Here is a 22505-nt window from a genome sequence, read left to right on the forward strand (position 1 = left end):
CACCAAGTTTTTAATTTAAAGCGTTTTTTCAATTTAAAAAAACAGATAAAAGGGTTAGTAGTGATTTTATATTAAATTCTTTCATACTTAATATGTGTTATAAGGTTGATTCACCTCAAAGATTCAACAAATCAATATAGTTAATGGATTCTTTTTCACTTACTACTATAAAAAATAAAAAAAAGTGTAAATCCACAATCGTGAATTTACACTAATCATCTTAGAGTGTCTAACGAAAGACCTAAAATATCAAATATTATAATCTCACACATGAAATCGGTCAGTCACTTGTCTTCCTTGACTTTCTCTACGCTTCTTAATTGATTACCTGTTTTTTACAAGATGCCATCACAAATTGACAGTTCTTAAGCCCTTTTTCTAATAAAAAATATAGTTCCTATTAAAATTAGTAATAAACCAACTAATAAAATATTGAAAGTAGGTGTAGCTGTTTTAGGAAGTTCCTTGCCTTCACTCTCTTTATTGACAGTATGGTCTTTATCAGTCTGTTTACTATCTTCTCCGTCCTTGCCATCTTCTCCGTCTTTGCCATCTTCTCCGTCTTTACCATCTTCTCCGTCCTTGCCGTCTTCTCCGTCTTTGCCATCTTCTCCGTCCTTGCCGTCTTCTCCGTCCTTGCCGTCTTCTCCGTCCTTGCCGTCTTCTCCGTCTTTGCCCTCTTCTCCGTCTCCTGGAGTAGTATCAGGATCTTCCTCTACCACGATCTCACTAGTTGCCTCATATCCACCCTCAACTGTTGTCACTGTAATCACTGCTGTGCCTGCCCCTATCCCTGTTACTTTACCATGTTGATCTACTGTAACTACTTCTTCATTACTGCTCGACCATAAAATATCTTTATTCACGGCGTCTTCAGGAGTTACAGTTGCGATTAGCTCTGCTTCTTCTCCCTCCATTAAAACAAGATGTTCTGGATCAAGTTGTACACCTGTCACTATTTCCTCTACTGGAGGCTCAGATACACTATTATCGGCTATCATAATCCAACTAATCTGTGAATCTGAATCGGTTAAACCTGCCACACTTGGTGAAGGCTCAATTTTCAATTCAAGCTGACCATCTGAAACTTCAATATCCTCATACTCTCTCATATCATATTGTTCAGAATACGTATATTCTTCTTCTTTTAAAACGCCATTTACAAACACGTTAGCCTTTCTATTTCCCTGCGCCCACTGATTCCACGGATCAAAAAATCCTGCGAATATAGTATAATTTCCATTTTCGAGTTCGAAGGTATATTTAATATCTTTCTGATCACTATCCTTGGTAATATGTCTAAATGAACTATATATATCATTACCTTCACTGTGTATACTTGTATTTCCACCTGAATATCCCCAGTTATTTCCGTTATCTGGATCATATGGTTGATCACTAACTTCTTTATTAAGGAGAGTTTCATCCATATAGGAAATCATTTGTAAGTAATCCTCTGTTAGTTCGCCAGATGGATTAACAAAATACTTAACATTAGAAGGAATAACTTGAATATCATGTCTTATTTCTCGGTCATCTAAACTTGATATTTTTCCAACAAGTGTAACTGTCCCTATTCGTGAAAACAAATCTTCTTTGAGTTCCCATGTTACCGGAACAGTTTTACGCTCATTTTCAACAGTAATCTCAATTTCATCCGGTAATTCTGGACTCTGTCCAACTTTAGTGACTTTTGGAAGCTCTGTAAGTACATCGATATTTTGCAAATAGTCTAAATTCCATTCATCGTACCAATTTATTTGGACGATATTATTTTTATTATCTAATTCAAATGGCAACCATATATATCTAGAGTCTTTCAAGTTACTTGGATTCCATCTATCGGCCATAAAAATAAATTTGTTTTCGACAACATCTCCATTAATATCACGATAAGGTAATACAAATGTGCTTTGACTTCTAAATGTGGTACCTTCCGTATCATTCACCATTGGATCTCCCTTATCTATCCAAGGACCAAATATTCCATTCGTAGAAACATGGTATTTAGCACGGTTCGGATTCCAACCAGTTAAGCCAGATGTAATCATATAATACGCATCGTCTTGCTTGAAGAGAGCCGGTGATTCTCTCCAATCCTTATGAACCCTCTCCCAGTGAACACCTTCCAAAGTTTCGCCATTATCATCTGTTGCAGGAGCTGTATAGTCCTCATTCAATTGCATAACGATAGTTGCACTGTTTTCTTCTGACGAAAAAATAATATATGCCTTATCGTGTGTCGCATCATCACCATCTTCATCCACAAAAAGGGTCATATCTCTTAGCATTCCTTCATTACCGTCCTCAGCACCAGTATTCGGCATACGAAATGTATCAAGATATTTGAATGGACCGGCTGGAGAATCACTGATTGCAACGCCACCTTCTGCTAACCAATAAGATCCTGCAACCGGACCATCATGATGCCACCACATAATATATTTATCTGTTTTTTTGTTATAGATGACTTTTGGACGTTCAACAACTTTATCCCAGTTGAAATTTCTATACATTTCTTGCTTTTCTATATTTGTATTTTCCGCATATAGAGCATTCAACTCTTCTATTCGTTCTGGTGAATTGTGTTTGCTTAACGTATTAGCTGGTGATTTCATCATCCCCGTATAGTCCACACTTGGATCTTCTACAGTAACATCTCTATTAGGATCAAAATCTTCCCCATAATCTTTATAAGCATCGGAATTTTCATCTAGATATAGTGGTAAATCTTCATCCGGTAGTTCAGCTGTTCCAAATCTAGGATTATTGAATACGGGTAACACAACTCCTTCATCTGTCCAGTTATATAAATCCCTAGATGAATAAGCACGAACTCCAGTAATCGGTACAGCGTCCACGTCTGCACCTGGTAAATTATCTTCTGTTTTATCTTCACCATACCAATAGTACGTTTTATTTTCTTCGTTATATAGAATTCCACCACCATGAGCCTGTATTGGTTCACCTTTTGTATCTAACCATACTTCCCCGTTTCTAATAGAATCATATTCACCTATATCCGCATACAAAGCATATAAGTCTTCTAATAAGGTTGTGTAATACATAATACCTTCAACAGTTAATTTATTAATATCGCCTACCTTTTCCAACTGCCTATCAATACTTTCCACCGCTTGAGGATGTATTCCACTTGACTTTAAATACTCAATTTTTTCAACAATTTCCTCAATACCAACTGTATCAATATCTTCTACTGTCTTCTGATATACTTCAACCTCAGCAGCAGAAAGTGTATTCCCATCTCCACCAGTAGATAAGGCTTGAATGGCAACATACCGTGCAGTATCAGATACAAAGGTGGCCGTCTGTTTGGCACTAGTTGTTGTATCCCAGATTCCTTTTCCTGCTAAAATAAAGTTTTCATCCAAATCATCTTGTGTACCGTCTATGTTTTCTTCTGATAAATCTTTATTACTTAAATAAATGTTATACTCGTCAATTCTTCCATTAGCGCTATCTTGTCTTGGTGTATAAACAATCTTTCCGATATCATTTTGGCTTTCATTCAAATCAATAACAAAATAATCACCAGGTTGATAAAAACGACCACCAGAATCCCAGTTTGTTTCATAAAAATTAGCATCATTTCCATCAATAAGATTACTGGCTGGATTTTCAGAATACGCCTCTGGAGCATAGAGAATGTCTAAATCATTAATTTGAAATTCATCGTTGTTTGTATCTTTTATATCTTCAGCAAATACTAGAATAGGCAAGAATGAACACACAATTAATAGAAATATCATAAATAACAATGTAAACTTTTCACTTTTTTTCTTAAGCAATGAACTTCCTCCTTATACCCTTATTTAAAATTAATCTAGTTATTTTGTAGAAGAATCCACTCCCTCCTTAAAAATCTGACATATTGTTTCAGGGTACCTCTCTAAGTCTGTTATACTTATTCATGTATAAATTTACTCAAAACATAAATTAATTAAGTTAATTTATGTTTGTGAATCTATTAAATTGTATTTGTAACTTTCAACTTTAAACAAAAATTTTATTATTATTTGTCTTTAATAAAGTACATAGATATACAATTGTGTATGCAAAAATCCACTTTAATATATGTATATGTTAACGCGTGTTTATAACGTTTCAACATAAACTATTAAACTAATAGTAAGCCGCTTAAATTTTATTTTTAAAATTTATGATAGTCTTTAATCTTTTATAGGGTTTATGAAATTATTTCTCTCATCTAACCTTTGGAAGTTTTTATTTATAATTTCAAATAAATTCTCTTTTTTGATAGCGCTTTCAAATTAACTATAAAAAACTTAAAATGGCCAAATACCATAAATAAAAACACTTAAATAAAATTTACTTAAATTTTACTAACGAATTTATTGTATTTTATTAAAAGATTTTTGTCAACAGTTCTTTAATGTAATTTTAAAAATAAGGAATCTACAAATTCTATTATGTTATATTTCTACTCAAATGTATTGTTAATGACTTTTTTCACCAGGGAAGATAAATTTATCGAAATTACTTTCCTTTAGCTAACTATTTCATCTTTTTATACAAAAAATATAATTATTCTCCTTTATTAGACTTTTATCTTCTTTTTTAAATATATTTTTTACTAAAATATATCTATTGAGTATCATTAGGATAATAAGTGCAATTGTTTAATTTTAGTCAGAAAAATTATAGGTGTTTTTTTGACATACAACTATCTTTTTGTTGGGAGGAGTAATGGCACTAAAAGAAGCTGCCAGGCATTCACATCGCAAGAATAAATGCGTTTCTTATTTATTCCTATTAGATTAGAGAGTACCCGGTAATTTATGTTATTCCTACCTTTTTATCACCCTATATTATGATGGATCCATTTCTACTTCATAATATTCACATCAAAACAATGGATGATTGTAGATAATCTCTTACTTACACCCGAAACAGCTCCGTTATTTCAAACATCACATAAAATATTAACTAAAAAAATATATTTACAGAATTTTAATACGTAAAACTCTTAAAATATTTATTTTAGTAATTACTTATTGAGACCTTTATTGACTGTAATAATAAAAAAACACCTCTCCTATTTCAGCAATAATTTTACTAAATTAATTATGCCAAAAAAGAAAAGATGTCTTTCACTATTTAAAGTAAATTTCAAATACTATATTTTTAACTATAATTTACATAGATAAACTATTTTTCAAAAGATAGTCTAAAATTTCACTTTTTATAATTAGCCCAAATTAGGTGTGACCGTCAAGTAAAAAGACACAATTTATGCTCATTAATTTGAAACACTTTCTTGCCCAAATATGGTCGATCTATGTTTCATTCGATAACTATCTTCATTTAGATGAATGATTTCAACTCGGTGTAGAATTCTATCTAATATAGCTGTTGTAATTGCTTGGTCACCTAATAGCTCTCCCCACTCTTTAGGTGCTTTATTTGAAGTTAAAATGATGGATGATTGATTGTATAAATCATTAATCAAGTGGAAGAACATATTAGCTTCCTGTGAATCCATCGCCATAAACATCAAATCATCAATAATAACTAAGTCTGCATCTCTTATTCTTTTCATTCTCGTCTGTGATTTTCGAGTAATTTCTTCCGTTTTTAATACATGAATAAGGTCTCCCATCGTAGTAAAGATAACCTTGTAACCTTGGTTTAACGCTTCGATTCCTAATCCAATTGATATGTGAGTTTTCCCACTACCTGGTGGTCCTAATAGAATGATATTGTGTAACTGTTCTATCCAAGTTAAATCCTTCAACCTATTCAAATGTTTATTGCTTAATGATTTCTGTTCTTTTATATTGAATTCCTCTAATGTCTTTTGGAACGGAAATGTAGCCCATTTAAATCGTTTTTCTAACTGCTTTTCTTCTCTGCGAGTTTGTTCATATTTTACTACATCTAGGAGGAACTGAGTAAAGGAGGAATCCTTTTGCTCAGCCTCTCTAATTAATGCAGGAAGGTGATTTGCTGTTTCTGTTAAACGTAGAGTTCTCATCAATTCTTGTAATTGATTTAACTGGCTCATACTGGATCACCTTCCAATATGGCAGTATAGGCATTCACTTCTCGTTTTTGAGCTTCTGTTTCCATAACCCAAGCTGAAACTCCTTTTACTCGTGTTACATTCTTAGCGGTATCATTTGGTGTATCTTCCATTTGTCGATGTCGTTTTAAATAGGCAACGACATCGCTAAAATCTGTGGCACCATAAAGATTCCTCTTTATACACTCTTTCAATGCTGTTGATAGAATTTCTTTGTTATTTGTTTTTGTCTCTTTTATTATCATTTGGAGTTGATCCCTAATATATCGAGGGTACTTCCCTTTTACTGCTTGTAGATAATCATAAGCCATCTCACTGTCATTAAAATGCTCGGCAACTGTATTCATAAATGCATCAATACCCTTTGTTCTATCACGGCTATGTTTTCTATCTTTAATCAATAACCCTTTCTCGTCAGGGATCGTATGCTTTGCTATGATTTCACCTGTTTCAGGGCTATAAATGATTAATTCTCTTTCCTCCGTTTCCTTAATGCAGACCGTTTCGTACTTGCCAAACGTCCCCAATGGTAGAGTATAACGGTTAGATAAATATCGAATGGTATTGTCCTTATGGACACATCTTGATATACTATTTTCATAGTTATATTTTATATCTATATTTTTGGTGACTGGTCTTAAGTGTTGTCTTTCCAGGGAAAATACTTCGACCGGTCTCTTTTTTGTTGTATGGTGAATTTTATAGTTTCCAGTTCTATGAAGCCATTCCCACCCTTGTTCATTCCAAGAATCAATGTTATGAAAAACTCGATGTTTAGCGAAATTATGTTTAATAAATCCAACTACATTTTCAATTTTTCCTTTGCTCTCTGGATCCGCCTTGCGGCAAACACGAAGGTTTAGATTCCTAGATTCTTTATATTGTTGGAACTCTTGTGTTAAAATTAAATCCCCACCATTCTCACTGACAACGATTAAACTATCTTGGTCATATACCAATTCACCTGGAATTCCTCCATACCACTTAAATGCATTTTCATGTGCTTTAATGACATCTTGGGTAGTAAATGGCCTATCCAACCATTCCATATATTTATATCTAGAATTAGATAGTACAAATGCTATAAAGTTTAATTTTACTTCCTTACTGTCTGCTGCCTTCTGTTTCGTATGACCAAAATCAACTTGTATTTGCTCACCCATAGGTGAATCGAGAATAGCCTCATAAATTCGTGGTGAAGTTTCCTTTCTTATTTTATATTCCTCTCGAAGTTCTCTAACATAGGAGCGAACCGTACTTTCACCTACTTCTAAATCTTCGTATCTTTCTTTTAGCCAATCTTCTACTTGTGCCGCAGACATATCTGGATGTTCTCTTAGCCAGGATAAAATTAGTTCTTTATAAGGATCTAATTTCTTACTTCTGGTTTGAATGGAATCAACCCACTTAGACATATCCGAAGGATTCTTTTTTAGATAACGATGAACGGTTGATCTTGAGATTCCTAGTTTTTCAGCTACCTTTGTCTTACTAAAACCCTTTTTAATTAATTGATGTATTTCCATATACATTTCCCACTTATCCACCTTTACGTCCTCCACTGTTCTGTATGTTTTGATATAAACATTGTACAATGGAAGTTCTTATTATTAATATTTTTGTGTAAATAAGTGTGTCTTTTTATCTAGCAAAAACTGTCTACTCTAGTTTAGCAGTCACATTAGGTTGATCAACTAGTTGAATGGTATTTCTATCTGTTTCTTCTAATTCTAAAACGATGATCTCATTGTTTCCTTTTTCCAATAATGGACCTGGTAGGTATAGTGTTTTTTGTGGACCCGCTGTGTTCCAATATCGTCCTAAGTTAAATCCATTAATAAATACATTTCCTTTACTAAAACCTTCTAGATCTACAAAAGTATCATGAAGACTTTCTACGTTAAAATGCCCACGGTAAAACTTAGGGAAACGATTATCTTTGGCTGTAAAATCATTAGGAAGACTTTCAGTTTCAATTAGATACATTTCCCAATTAAACCAATACTGCTCACCTAACCAAAGATTTTTAACTATACCTTTTTCATCAAGTAAATGCTCACCATAATTTGCTCTTCCCATGTTTTCAACTAAAATTTCTAAAACATTATCCTCTTTTGGAAAATTTAAGGTTAATTCTTTTTCTTGGTCATTTTTATAAGTCGTCAATACATATTTCCCATTAATATACACATAAGAACGGTCATGAATTGCATCTGAATTAAATGTTAATTCGCCCTGACGATTAACCTTCGTTCGATAAAGTGTGTAACCATAAGGTTGATCAAGTTCCTCCATTGATAAAGGAGTAATATAATCAACTTTCTTACTAATATCGTGCAATGTATCAAATAAGCTAACCGACTCTGTTAACTCAACATGACCATATGCATGAGTTGTTATTTCACTTTTATAATCTTCTGGAACATCTATATAATGACTTAAAACTTTCTTTACAGCTTTATATTTTTCCGTAATCTCACCGTTTTCTGTTAATAAGGCATCATAATCATAACTCGTAATCGTTGGATAATAAATATCATAGTGATTCGCACCATTCATAAAACCAAAATTCGTGCCACCATGAAACATATAGAAATTAACTGAACTACCAACTTCCATTAAATCTCTAAAAACTTCAGCCGCATCTTCATCATCACGCGTATGATGTTTCCCATTCCAATGATCGAACCAACCAATCCAGAATTCTGTCACCATTTTAGGAGAGTTTGGCTTGAATTCTTCAAGCTTACCAAATGCTTCATCGACTCTTGAACCAAAGTTTAAGGTCGTTGTTACACCTGGTAATGAACCTTGTTCCATATACACAGGACCATCTGAGGTAAAGAGAAAAGTATCCAAACCATGTTTCTTATATTGATCTTTAAAAAAGTTTAAATAATCCAAATCATTTCCATATGCCCCATACTCATTTTCAATTTGCATGGCGATAATTGGGCCACCATGCTGGTATAAATGTTTCTTGAATTTCGGTAATAGGACATCGAAATAGGCTTCAACATGCTGTAAAAAAGTTGGCTGACTGCTTCTTAAAACAATCTCTTTATCTTTGAGTAACCATGCGGGGAGACCACCCATTTCCCATTCTGCACATATATAAGGTGACGGTCTTACGATCACATATAAATCTAAACTTTTGGCTAGCGTAATAAATTGTTCAATATCTGCTAAACCAGAAAAATTAAATTCCCCTTTTTTCGGTTCATGGAAATTCCATGGTATATATGTTTCTACCGTATTTAACCCCAAAGCTTTTAATTTCAATAATCTATCTACCCAATGCTCCGGAACCGTTCGGAAATAATGAATTCCTCCTGATAATATTTGAAATGGTTGATCATTTAAGTAAAAATTCCCATCTTTTACTGTAAGCATAATGTTCCTCCCTCTCTACATTTACAAACTACCTAAAACAAAACTTCAAATAATGGAATTTAGACCTACATGAAGTAGGTCCTGCAAGTATTACCGTAGGATGCCTAAATAATAGTCATCTTCCAAAGTGAAAGTATGTGTAATCTGGTAAAATACCATTTACTATTGATTATCATTTGATCATTTTTATTAATCTAACAATACAGGTTTCAATTTAAACTTAAAAAAGTAAGGGTGATTGGCAGCAAGAATAAATTCGTCATGTGTCTTTGCCCCCCAGCTATCATCACCGCCAACTCCCATCTGTCCAAGATTAATTCGTATGACAGTCTGGTCGCTGTTTGGTAACTGATAAGCATGTGATGCTGCTTCAAGCTCATAAGCAGTATAGGGTAATACACTTAATTCCACAGTTGGTAAACCAACAATTGCAAGACCATTGCCCGACTCATTCGTAATCTGAGCTGATCTAACCCCAATATGATTGCCACATTCTTGCGGTTTTAAGTAGGGAACATATTGATTGTCAACTTTATCCTGGTAATAACTGATTTTTGCACCTTTTTGACGATCCCAATAAGATTCATGCGGCCCCTTACCATACCAACTAAATTGTTGATAAGACTTTGGCATAGCCAGGGATAAACCAATTTCAGGTATTTCCGGTAACCCTTCACCGGGATTAAGTGTATAATCAATTAGTATCTCACCACTGGTGTCAATTTGATAGCTGATATTTAAATAGGTCTGATTGAGCTTCTCATAAAAGTATTTAGTTGTTACAGTCACATGGTTCAATGAAGTTTGCCAATCTAAATGAAGTAGTTTCTGTTCTTTCACTGCTTCACGCCATATTCGACTGCGCTTATCTAACTGATTTCCCCGATCATTGTCCGTCATAGCTCGCCAAAAGTTTGGTTTAAGCCCCTCTTTTATTAATTCCGTTTCTTTAACTTTATAAGAGCTAAGATGACCTGTTTGTTTATTAAATTGAATAGCAAATTGCTCACCATTGACCACAATTACTTCTGATCGATCGAGTACTGTAATAGGGGTAAAAACTTCAGGTTGATTATCTATCTTTTGATGAGACGTTGGTAAGACAAACTGTTCAAATGCAATTTCATGTCCTTCGTTACACCATAATTGATCTTTTAATTCAATTAAGCTAACGGTTAAAATATGCTCATCAGTAATGGTTCGTCTTTTAGGTAAATGATAGTTAAGCTGAATTTTCCCTGTTTCTCCTGGTGCCAATTCAATCCTTTGTTCACCTTGATCAATAACAACACCATTTTCACTAATTTGCCATGCTAATTGATAGTTTGCTAGATCAGTAAAAAGAAATTTATTTATTAATTTAAATTGACCTTGTGACAAATCAACAGCTAAAAAATTAACATTTTGATAGCATTTTTTTACTTCAAATAACTTTGGACTTATCGTACCATCTGCGAAAATAATTCCATTGCCTGAGAAATTACCATCATGAGGCGATTCACCAAAGTCACCACCATAGGCTAAATAGGGTTGGCCCTCTTTATTTTTAGTAAGGATAGCCTGATCCTTCCAATCCCAAATAAAACCACCTTGTAAAATATCATACTGATCAAATAGATTCGTGTATTTATAAAAATTCCCTAATGAATTCCCCATCGCATGACCGAATTCACACAAAATATATGGCTTTGTACCTTCTTTTGCTGCTCTAGCATATTGTTCAACGTCACTAGGTTTAATATACATCGTACTTTCGATATCTGAAGCAGCTTCAGACTCTCGATAATGAAACACACCCTCATAATGGATGAGTCTAGTTGAATCTCTTTCCTTTAAATGCTGATACATTTTGATAAAATTATCGCCACCATAAGATTCATTGCCAAGTGACCAAATGATAATAGATGGATGGTTTTTATCACGTGCAAACATAGACTGGCATCGATCGATAACATTATCTGTCCACTCTGGCTTACTTCCTGGCAGAGTATTGCCTAAACCATCTTGTGCATAGTGCCATGTCCCATGTGTTTCTAAATTTGTCTCATCAATAACATATAAGCCATACTCATCACATAAGTCATACCATAGTGGATGATTCGGATAATGCGACGTTCTAACTGCATTAATGTTATGCTTTTTCATTAACTTAATATCATCAACCATATCTTGATAACTAACGGCCCGGCCTTTAGCGGCTTCAAACTCATGCCGGTTCGTACCTTTTAGAACAATCCGTTTACCGTTTAGCTTCATTAAACCATCTTTTAATTCAAATTGACGAAAACCTACTCGACAACTGACCACTTCAATTAATTCACCCGCTTGATTCGATAGAGTGATAACAAGCCTATATAAATTTGGTATTTCAGCACTCCATTTCAATGGATTTTCAATAAATGTCTGTAATTCAAATTGATTCACATCACCATCAATGAATTGGACATTTTGGGTCGGTGGATTAATTAATATTTTCTCTTCATTATGATCATAGAGCATGAATTGACAAGTAACAGGTTCTCCCCTCTCATAATAATCAAGCACATCTATCGCTACTTTAAGGTTCGCATCTTTATAATCAGCATCTAACTCTGTTTGAACAAAAAAATCATCAATGTGTACAGCAGGAGGGGCATAAAGATAGACATCACGAAAAATACCGCTTAAACGCCAGAAGTCCTGGTCTTCAAGCCAACTAGCATCACTCCAGCGGTATACCTCAACAGCAAGTTTATTGTCACCAGCAATCAAATAAGGTGTTAGATCAAATTCAGCTGCTGTAAAAGTATCCTCGCTATAGCCTACCAAATCCCCATTTACCCATAAATAAAAAGCAGATTCTACACCTTCAAAGTTGATATAAACAGGACGATCTCGCCAACTCTCTGGTATTGCGAAAGTACGCACATATTGTCCAACTGGATTATACTTCGTTGGAGCAAAAGGCGGGTCAAGTTTTTCTGTGTTTATCCATGGATACCTTGTATTAGTATATTGGGGATAATCATAACCTTGAAGCTGCCAATGACCCGGTACAGTAATATCATCCCAATCATTATGATTAAAATCCGCCCTATAAAAATCCGTTATTCGACTTGCTGGATTTTCTGCAAAGGCAAATTTCCACTGTCCATTTAACGATTGATACCATGGAGACTGAGTACGCTTCCCCTCTAAAGCTTCTTCAATGGTTTGAAAAGGCATATAGGTTGCATGAGCTGTCCGTCTATTTAATTGAAAGATATCAGGATTATTGTTCCATTCAGGAAATCCATTTACCGGTGGATGATAATCTAATTTACGCAAACGCTTCAACATTTTCCCTCTCCTTTACTCAAATATAATGATAATTAATCTTTGACAACGGTTACATATGTTGATTTTAATTGTTACTAATCATTTAGTCAAGTAAATTTAACTAAATTTTTTACTGTTGATATATTTGTTTATTAGATCAATATAATAACAAAATATTTAGCTAGTTCCATCCTTTAATACTTATTAATTTAGTAAAAATTTGACGTATCTTTTCTTTTAAGCTATTCTATAATAGATTTTGTTTATCAAATACCTTCAATAGAAAATATTTTTTGAAAAAATTAATGTTATTAGAGGTGACTAAATTGGCAATAACAATAAAAGATATTGCAGAAAAGGCAGGGGTATCCATTGCAACGGTTTCACGTGTGCTTAATTACGACTCTACCCTTTCTGTTACTGATGAAACAAAAAAACGCATTTTTAAAATTGCCGAAGACCTTGATTACAAAAAACGCAAACATAAAGCTAATGCCGCACAACGAATTGTTTTTTTACATTGGGGCACGGAAAATGAAGAACTAAACGATATATATTACATGACCATGCGTACAGGGATTGAAGAAAGAGCAGAATTCCACAAAATTCAACTTTTGAAATACTTAAAGGAAGATGTTCTTGATATTCCTAAAGATATTGATGGTATTGTTATCGTTGGTCATATATTTGACGAGTATCTAGATCGCTTGAAGAAAATCACCAATAATATTGTTATTATTGATGCATTCTATGAAGTTGAAGGAATCGATACTGTTCGAACAGATTTTAAGAAAATAACAAAAAAAGCGGTAGATCATTTTATTAGTACTGGTCATAAGAAAATCGGTTTTATTGGTGGTTACGAAACGTTTCATAACACTGCTGCACCTATTGAGGATAAGAGAGAAAAGTATTTTCGTTCTTATCTACAGCAGAAGGACATGTTAAATGAGGATTATATTTTCATTGATGACTTCTCCGCAGATAGTGGCTACGAGCAAATGAAAAAAGCCATTAATACTTTAAAAGATGATCTACCAACTGCTTTCTATACTGGCAGTGATCCAATCGCCATTGGTGCCTTACGAGCTCTTCATGAAGCAAGTATTGAGGTCCCTGGTAAGGTCAGTGTAATAGGTATCGATGATATTAGTATTTCAAAGTATGTCTATCCTGCTTTAAGTACAGTGAGAATTGAAACAGAATTAATGGGGGAAACAGCCATTGATCTAGTTATGGAAAGAATCCTAACGGGGCGAAAAGTAGCTAAAAAAATATATATTGAGTCAACTCTTATAATCAGAGATTCATCCCTTTAAGAGGAGGTTCAAAAAGTCCGATAAAAATGACAGATCGAAGTACAAAAGAATCTCAACTCACCCTCCCTTACATCCTAGGACTTAGAAAAAGAAATGCATTCATTCTCGCCTTATCTGAGAACATAAGATTTTATTGATGGTAGAACTAAGTCTATACTCCCGCAAAGGTGTTGGTGCTTTTGTATGTTCCTACAGAATAGAGGAAGGTTTGTTGAAAATCTTTAAGCCTGTAAGCATGGTATAGCCTTAGTTTTTCTAGCGCTGTGAATACTCGTACTACCATAGTGATTGACGCTTACTCGTTCCACTGAAAAAACTTGTGCGCGGAAAAATTAACATTAAATGGAATTTCATTTTATATTTCGCCTATCTTGTCAATAAGAAAGAGCCATTCACCATTTTCAGATTACTGAATTTTGTCGGAATGGCCCTTTAGTTAAATTATTTATTCTACCCTAATATCATATAACTATAGTACGTATTTAGTTTCCAAGCGCATGATTTGCAGCTTGTGTACCTGCTTGACGACCAAATACAACAATTTCAGCTACAGCATTTCCGCCAATTCGGTTTGCACCATGTACACCACCAGCAGTTTCACCAGCTGCATACAAGTTAGGAATAGCATTCCCATCTGTATCTAACACTTCTGTATTTGTATTAATTCGTACTCCACCCATTGTATGGTGAATTCCTGGAGCAATTTGAGAAGCAAAGAATGGTCCTTCATTTAGTTCATAATCCATTGCCGTTGTACGACCATGATCAGCATCTTCTTCATTTTGAACGGCCTCATTCCAAGCATCTAAGGTGCTAGCTAATGTCTCTGGGTCCATATCAATTTCAGCAGCTAAATCTTCAATTGTATCAGCTTCAACAATTAATCCTTCTTCGTCATAGTGATCTACTGCCGGAACTCGTTCTCTTAAAGCAGCATCACCAATTAAATAAGCATAACCGCCTTCTTCTTCCTGAACCCCAGCGGAAACAACATCACGCGGTTGCAATTCATCAATAAACCTTTCTCCACTTTGATTCACTAAAATAGCGCCGCTTCCACGAACAGATTCACTAATAAGATAGCTTTTTTCTTGATGTACAGTAGGATGAACTTGAATATATTCCATGTCTACGACATCTCCACCAACATCTTGAATCATCTGAATACCATCTCCTGTCGCACCTTCATGGTTCGTTGTAACGACTCCTTCAAGATCGCTATTGTATTCAGTAATCATGTCATAATTTGCACCAAATCCACCTGTGGCTACGATAACTGCGCCTGCATTAACAGTCACATCCTCTGTTTGATCAACCGTTACTTCAACACCAGTAACCTCTCCATTGTCTTCAACTAATCGAGTAACTTCAGAATTTAAGAAAACAGGGATGTCTCTTTCTTCAAGGTTATCAAATAGCCCATCAACTAAATAACCGCCAACCGGTGAACCATCTGTCGGTCTATGAGCACGTGGTTGACTCATTCCACCTGAATAGGATAGTGTACCTAATGTAATACCCATTGAATCTAGCCATTCAATACCTTCTGCAGCGTTTTCTGTCATATACCTTAATAATTCTTGATCATTTTCTCCATGACCGCCATCAAGTGTTTCTTCAAAGAATGATTCAGGGTCATCTTCTACTTCTTCAGCTTCTTGAATAGAAGTTCCTGCAGCATTCATCCCTCCTGATGACTTCAACGTATTCCCACCAACTATTGGCATTTTCTCAAATATAGCAACAGAGGCGCCTGCTTCATAAGCTTCAATGGCAGAAGCCATACCTCCACCTCCAGCTCCAACGACGACTACATCATAACTTTCCTCCAAATCGTCAATTGTTGCGCCTTCTTGTGTTTCTGTAGCACCTGAATCAACATCTGACTCCTGTTCCTCTGTTTCTGAATCATCAGCTGCCTCTTCATTTTCTGGGTTATCTTGTACACATCCGCCTAATATGAGGATACTTACAAGTATACCAAACAATAGTTTTTTCATGGTGACTTCTCCTTTGTGTTTTATTTCACTAACTATTGTACCTGTTATGATTAAAAAATCAATTATCATTTTAAAAACCATTAATGAATAAAAGAATAATAACTATCAGATTGCTCTACAATTCACAATTTAACTAATATATTTAGCGTTTTAATTTTTTTACAGCTGATTTTTAAATTTCAAAACCATTGTTTTTATCAAATTTATTTTCTTCTTATCGATTTAAAGATCTCCTGCAAAATATAGAAAATATAAGCCGGCTGGAAACTTATACCTTTTATAATGACTAATCAATGAATGAAAAATAGAAGCGAAAGAAGTGGTAGCTGAGGAAGGATGTTATAGAAAGTTTTTAATCGGCTTGCTCCCACGAACAGTTTTACCCACAATTGAACTACTCCACCTTGGTTTCTATACCTGAAGCTGGAGATTCCTGCGAACACCCGTGCAGCCACCAGTTATTTTAGCAGGCTCTATCCGTAGTCCCTACGGTGAACGTTTGACTGCTTTATACGACGGGTTCACCACACACCCTACTTTTACTTGGTTTTCGCAGCTTCGGTATGTGTGGATCGGGCAGTGCTTGGATATTTTACGTGACAAAACATTTCTTGTCATAACCCTATATAGTCAGTTTTCAAAGAACATTTCGTATAGGGATATTACACCATGCAAACAGGAGTTTTACTACAAAAAAAGACGATTCATCTTCACCCCAGCTTACGCTTGAGGATGAAGCCTTCTCGTCCAAAATGATAAAAAATCATTTATTCATAAATAAAAGAGGAGAGGAAATAGCAAGTTGAATTGAAAATCTCCTCTCCCCCTAAAAAAGAGTGGTCATAAATAATATTTATCAGCAACAGTTAAATCATCATTTAAATCATAAACAAGAGGTTGTCCAGTAGGGATTTCTAAATCCATAATATCATCATCTGAAATACCCTCAATATGTTTGGCTAAAGCTCGTAAAGAGTTCCCATGTGCCGCAACAAAAACAATTTTATCATCACGTAAATCGGGTGCGATTTTATCTTCCCAGAATGGTAAAGCACGCTCAAGTGTAACTTTTAAGTTTTCTCCTCCGGGAATCGTTTTAGGATCTAATAATGCATAGCGACGATCCGTTGTAGGATCAGTCAACGGAGGCAGGACATCATAAGAACGACGCCAAATATGAACTTGCTCATCCCCATATTTATCACGTGTTTCCTGCTTGTTCAGCCCTTGTAGTGCACCATAATGACGCTCATTCAAACGCCAAGATTTTACGACTGGAACCCACAATTGCTTTGAGTATTCTAAGATGTAATTACATGTTTTGATCGCACGAGTCAATACTGACGTATAGGCGATATCAAACTCAATTCCAGCTTCTTTAACTTTACGACCAGCATCGATAGCTTCTTCAACACCTTCAGGAGCTAAGTCAACATCTACCCAACCCGTAAATAGATTTTCTTTATTCCACTCACTCATTCCATGACGTGCAAAGACTAGTTTTGGCATAAATATTCTCCTTTAGCAATCTGTCGTTTCAAGTTTATTATACATCAATTTATAACTCATTTCATAAGTGAGAGCTGAGTTGCTGTGCAGGTGAAGGAGTTAGAGACTAAGACAAAACTCAGCTAAATAAAGCGAAACTTCAATCAGTTGGAGTTGGGCCTACAGGATGTAGGTCATGCATATGGTTCCGGTGGGGCGAGTAACCGCAAATGTCTTCGGTGGGACGAGTAATCGCAGCAATGTTGTCAGGTTAACACGACCGCTACGGAAAAACACTACGCTTTCCGTGGGCGTGGCTTGAGCTAACTTTGCCAAGCAAAAAATACTTGTCAAAGTGGATCTCAAGCTCACGCTTTTCCCACAGGAGTCTGCGTGTTTTTCCTTCGCTAGCTGGTTTGACTTTCATTTGTATTAAAGTTGATACTCGATTCCATTCCATCATTTTCTTATTTGGATGGAGGAAAATACAAATCAATATAAACCAAATTAAAATAGGATTCACTCATATAACAGATCCACTTAGGTGATTGGAACGAAAGGGGGTGACTCCAGCGGAAATAAGACAAGGAAAGCTTCGTCAGCGAGACATCGCACGAAGAAAATCGCCTTTTATTTTCGAAGATGAGTTGAAGATCCACTTTTGTGGCGCATTAGGCTACAAAAGTTAGCTGAAAGCAGGTTAAGTTCGTCACGTCCTGTGGCAGAGCTTTTGATGGGACGAGTAACCGCAGTCCCAACACCTGCATGATCTACGTCCTATAGACCCCATCTCCGCGGAAAGCACCGACCCTTAATATTTGAATTTTAGCGTGCTATTTATCATTCTGAAATAGAATTTACTTAATCGATTTTATTAACCTGACAACATTGGTAATCGCAGTGTAAAGCTCCGTAGTTTTCCTTAGTGCGGTTACTCGCCCCATCAAAACCCGTTGTTGACCCGATTTTTACGGACGGTTATCTGTGATAAGCTATTCTAAAAAGTAAAATTCCCCTTAAGGAACAGCTTTAATTTTAATAGCCAATCCTAAGGGGAGTAAATAATCATCTAAACTTATAGATGCGGTTCATTGCTTAAACGAAATTTATTTTTTTAATAAGTGTGATGTCTTTGAAAATCCATAAATACCAACCGCTACTAATACCATTAATAAGCCTAAAGTGATCCAATTATAAGTGTTTGTGGCTGTGTCCGGTAATTCCTCACCATTTGTGGATTCAACAGGATCTTTAGGATCCTCAGCTTCTTCATCATTATCACCTAATGGATCATCAGTATCCCTATCTGCTACTTTTTGTAAGTTTTCTACTGCTGTTTGTAGTGCCTTTAATATTTCATCAACATCTTGTTGAGTTGCCTCATCATCTGCTAATACGTCTTCTGCTTTGGCTAGTACAGTCGCTAACGATGCCCAGCTTTCTTCTGTGTATTGTTTGGCATCTAATTTTTGAATTCTTTTCACTTCTGCAGCTAAGCTTGATTTGTCTACTTTTGAATCTTCTGATTCTTCTGCCTCTTCTAACCCCTGAACAGCAGATTTTAACGCTGCTAATGCGTCTTCTACTTCCGCTTCTGTTGCCTCGTCATCTGCTAATACGCCTTCTGCTTTGGCTAGTGCTGACGTTAACAATGCCCAGCTTTCTTCTGTGTATTGATCAGCATCTAATGCTCGAATTCTTTTCACTTCTGCAGCTAGCACCGACTTATTTACTTCTTGTTCTGCCACACTAAAGTCAATTGTGTATGTTTCTTTTACCGTTTCATCTTCTGATATAACAGTGATTACTGCCTTATCCGTTAAAGAAGTTGGTAATTCAATATCATAGTTAGCAAATGGATCTTCGGTTACTACTGAAATTTCTGGTACTTCTGTTGTATCAGCAGGAAGCTCAACATGATAGTCAAATGTATCAGATGTAAAATCTTCTAATGCAGTTCCATCTACTAAGATAGATTCTAATAATGCATTATCACCTAAAGCAGGGTTGTTGCTAAGACCGATAACTTCCATTTCTAAGATTGCTATACATGCATCCGGCATTGCTGTCATTACTGATCTGATTCTAGAAGTATTAATTTCTGGGAACTCAATACTTACTTCTTTTTCCGTGTCAATCTCCAAGGAAGTATCTGCTATTTTAACCCAGTCTGACTCAACTTCATCCCAGTATTCTAAATGCAGTGTTTCAGGGGGTCTAGTACCACCATGATCATCATAAAACGTGAAATCAACTCCATAAAGCGTTTTTTCTTCCCCAAAGTCAATTTCAACCCAGTCTTCTGACCGCCATTCATCAGCATCCCAGTTAGTCCAGCGCTCATCGTATTTACCATCATTAATATTTTCTACTGGATCCCACCTACCGGAAAAGGAAGCCTTAGCTTCAGGATAGTCAGAGCCATCTGTATTCAGAGCAATATTTTCAATTGAAGGTTCTGTAACTTTAATATAGGCTTCTGCATCAATATCGGTATGATCAACTGAACCTGTTATAGTGAAAGAACCTAAGGTCTCATAAAGTGCAGGATCAATATCCTCCCACTCTACAGGTAAAACAATCTTTTTACCCACATTAAGTTGTGCTGCTACTTCTTCCGGAAGAGTTGGTGCTAAACCGGGTACTGTTTTTACCTGAGTCATAATGATACTTCGTATTTCACTTACATAAATGTCTAACTCTGCCTTAATGTTAGTATCTTCAACAGTACCTTCTAGAACAAATATGTTTTCAGAAGCATACTGTTCCTCATCGAGTTCGGCCCATTCTACGAGCTTGGTATCTGTTTTACCATCCCCATAAACTACTGTAACTTCATCTGGTAAGTCTGGTGCCACTCCTGGAAGTGTCCATACAAATTCCGTTTCAACGCTTTGAACACCTGCTTCTTCTAAATACCATGCTTGATGATTACCAGCATTAGGTCGCCACAAACCAGCGGATACTCCTTCAGCTCTGGATTCATCACCTATCTCAAGTACCCTCTTTGCCTCCTTATTGATAAATGAATACTGTCCATTACCATTAGTAGAAAGTATCCATTCTTGAGCTTCTGAGGCTACATCTTCTGCTAAAACAGCCGTTCCATCATCATTAGTGATGACTTGATCAGTTTTAGCATTGACAATTTTATAAACTTCTTCATGTGTATAACCATCTGTGACTTTTTCAAGCTGCCATTCTTGAGCAGTATTACCCCGGTCAACACTATTTTGAACAACACTATCATCAGCAGCATCAAGTGCTAAATCACTATTAACATTAATCAAGTTATATCTAGTGTCCGGATTTAAAAAACCAGCATCTTCTGACACACCTGACACATTATCAATAACAAATGTGTTGATTGAATTTGGTGCAACAGTTACTGTTAGTGTATCATCCTCTATTGATATCTTATCTTTTTGAACAAGATTGTCTATTTCTGATGTCACATAAGGGGTTGCTACATTACCTGCATTCTCAAATCCTGATAAATCAATATCAATGGTTTGTTCATTTTCACTCCAATTTGTATGGATAACAACAGCTTCGTTACTATCTTTGTCAATTGCAGCTAGAGTCCTATCGTCATCTGTGTTAATAATCTGGTGACCTGGACGAATGAATTTTGAATAGTTACCCATTGCATAATATTTTTTATTTTTGTAAAACTCAAGTGAATCAAAATCTTCCGGTTCAAAATCCACATGAATTAAGCCCCAGTTCATATTTTCATTATCTGCATTCATATTTACTTCATCTTCAATCGCCTGCCATAGCACCCATGCTTTGGGTTCAAGATTGTTAATATCAGTAGTAATTCGGTCTGCTAAGTGAAGAGCCGGTCGAATATCCTCAAAATCTTGTGGAATACCTCCGGGGCCTAAATCAACCTCAGACATCCACAAACGCTTGTCTTCAAATTTAGCGATATCCCTAATAGCCTTTTCCTGACCCGTTCCATAGGTATGAGTATTCATTTGTCCAATATTAGCTTTAGTTTCTTCATTATATGCATTCCAATTATTTAGAAACGTACTCGTATTTGTTTCATCCATAGCTGAAACAATTGTATCTACATCTAAGCCATCCAACTGATCTGCCACAGTATTAATAATCTTCGCTTGAGATGATGGACTCCAATGAGAACCTTCTTGTCTCCCACCAGCTGACCAATAATTAGTGTTAGGCTCATTAACTGGAGAAAGTGTATTTATTGGTACACCTAATTCATTCTCTAAATGTTCAACAACTTTAGTTAAATAAATAGCAAAGTTCTCATATTGATCTTCTTGTAAATTATCTTGCGTAGAACTGTCATTTCCTGATGTATATCCACTTTTAGTCATAAAGTAAGGGGCAGAATTAGAAAAAGCCTCAAAAAGGTTTGCTCCTCTTTCTTGAGCTGCTTTTAACCACCATTGTTGCCCAGCATCTTTTTCCCAGTCCCAATGAGTTGGGTCCTCTGGATTCCACCAATCTTCCTCTTCAGTCCAATTTTCAATTTCATCTTCATCTAAATCTTCTGGTGGACCAAACTCATCTGGACGATTCCAGTAACCAGGAACCGCACCGCCTAGACGCATATAGGGTTCTGTTTCAGGAGCGTCTTCTCCACCAATATTATATCTAGCAATATTAAAGTCTAATCCTTCTTCACCAAATATTGCATCCGCTAATTCCGTCTTTATTTCTTCTGGCCATGTACCGGTCTGATTACCAAACCATACTAAAGCTGTACCCCAACCTTCAAATGGATCATGCTGATAGCTAGGATCCAACATAATGGTTTTATCTGCTGTACTCGAACCCCCATTACTGGCTTCTATTATCTCAGTTACAGGTGTAAAAAACCCTAGAAAAAGTACTAAAATAGATAATATTACAATTGATTTTTTAAAATTTTCCTTAATGACTTTCTTCAATTTAACACCTCACACT

Annotated in this window: 9 protein-coding genes; 1 reads left to right on the forward strand and 8 read right to left on the reverse strand. The window is 35.6% G+C overall.

Annotated features, from left to right (window positions below):
* Positions 1–365: 365 nt before the first annotated feature.
* From ACS127_RS00405 to ACS127_RS00425, 5 genes are all read right to left on the reverse strand, one after another.
* Positions 366–3809, reverse strand: coding sequence for an Ig-like domain-containing protein (locus tag ACS127_RS00405; protein ID WP_440896502.1), 3444 nt, complete (start codon positions 3807–3809; stop codon positions 366–368).
* Positions 3810–5281: 1472 nt separating this feature from the next.
* Complete coding sequence (gene istB / locus ACS127_RS00410) at positions 5282–6046, reverse strand: IS21-like element helper ATPase IstB (protein WP_337020333.1); 765 nt, start codon at positions 6044–6046, stop codon at positions 5282–5284.
* Complete coding sequence (istA, locus tag ACS127_RS00415; RefSeq protein ID WP_440898046.1) at positions 6043–7611, reverse strand: IS21 family transposase; 1569 nt, start codon at positions 7609–7611, stop codon at positions 6043–6045. The genes istB and istA overlap by 4 nt, the downstream gene beginning before the upstream one ends.
* A 112-nt stretch (positions 7612–7723) precedes the next feature.
* Positions 7724–9457 carry a glycoside hydrolase family 35 protein gene (locus ACS127_RS00420; RefSeq protein ID WP_440896503.1) on the reverse strand — a complete coding sequence of 578 codons (1734 nt, stop codon included), beginning with the start codon at positions 9455–9457 and terminating at the stop codon, positions 7724–7726.
* A 189-nt stretch (positions 9458–9646) separates the two neighbouring features.
* The gene (locus tag ACS127_RS00425; RefSeq protein ID WP_440896504.1) at positions 9647–12775 is read right to left on the reverse strand and encodes a glycoside hydrolase family 2 TIM barrel-domain containing protein; all 3129 of its coding nucleotides are present in this window, start codon (positions 12773–12775) and stop codon (positions 9647–9649) included.
* 272 nt (positions 12776–13047) lie between these two features.
* On the opposite strand from ACS127_RS00425, the gene ACS127_RS00430 reads away from it, so the two are divergent.
* A complete protein-coding gene (locus tag ACS127_RS00430; RefSeq protein ID WP_440896505.1) occupies positions 13048–14073 on the forward strand; it encodes a LacI family DNA-binding transcriptional regulator in 1026 nt (341 codons plus the stop codon).
* A 482-nt stretch (positions 14074–14555) separates the two neighbouring features.
* Here ACS127_RS00430 and ACS127_RS00435 read toward each other — a convergent pair whose 3' ends face one another.
* From ACS127_RS00435 to ACS127_RS00445, 3 genes are all read right to left on the reverse strand, one after another.
* Positions 14556–16073, reverse strand: coding sequence for a flavocytochrome c (locus tag ACS127_RS00435; protein ID WP_440896506.1), 1518 nt, complete (start codon positions 16071–16073; stop codon positions 14556–14558).
* 840 nt (positions 16074–16913) lie between these two features.
* The gene (gene gpmA / locus ACS127_RS00440; protein WP_440896507.1) at positions 16914–17582 is read right to left on the reverse strand and encodes a 2,3-diphosphoglycerate-dependent phosphoglycerate mutase; all 669 of its coding nucleotides are present in this window, start codon (positions 17580–17582) and stop codon (positions 16914–16916) included.
* Between the two features lie 1085 nt (positions 17583–18667).
* Positions 18668–22489 carry a glycoside hydrolase gene (locus ACS127_RS00445; protein WP_440896508.1) on the reverse strand — a complete coding sequence of 1274 codons (3822 nt, stop codon included), beginning with the start codon at positions 22487–22489 and terminating at the stop codon, positions 18668–18670.
* Between the last annotated feature and the right edge of the window lie 16 nt (positions 22490–22505).

The sequence above is a fragment of the Amphibacillus sp. Q70 genome (assembly GCF_052055485.1).
In the GTDB taxonomy this organism is placed as follows: Bacteria; Bacillota; Bacilli; order Bacillales; family Amphibacillaceae; genus Amphibacillus.

What these genes read in the sequence shown, in the direction of transcription:
- ACS127_RS00420 (WP_440896503.1), bottom strand. Translation starts at nt 9,457, where the DNA reads ATGCTTACAGTAAAAGATGGGAATTTTTACTTAAATGATCAACCATTT.
- ACS127_RS00435 (WP_440896506.1), bottom strand. Translation starts at nt 16,073, where the DNA reads ATGAAAAAACTATTGTTTGGTATACTTGTAAGTATCCTCATATTAGGC.
- ACS127_RS00425 (WP_440896504.1), bottom strand. Translation starts at nt 12,775, where the DNA reads ATGTTGAAGCGTTTGCGTAAATTAGATTATCATCCACCGGTAAATGGA.
- gpmA (WP_440896507.1), bottom strand. Translation starts at nt 17,582, where the DNA reads ATGCCAAAACTAGTCTTTGCACGTCATGGAATGAGTGAGTGGAATAAA.
- istB (WP_337020333.1), bottom strand. Translation starts at nt 6,046, where the DNA reads ATGAGCCAGTTAAATCAATTACAAGAATTGATGAGAACTCTACGTTTA.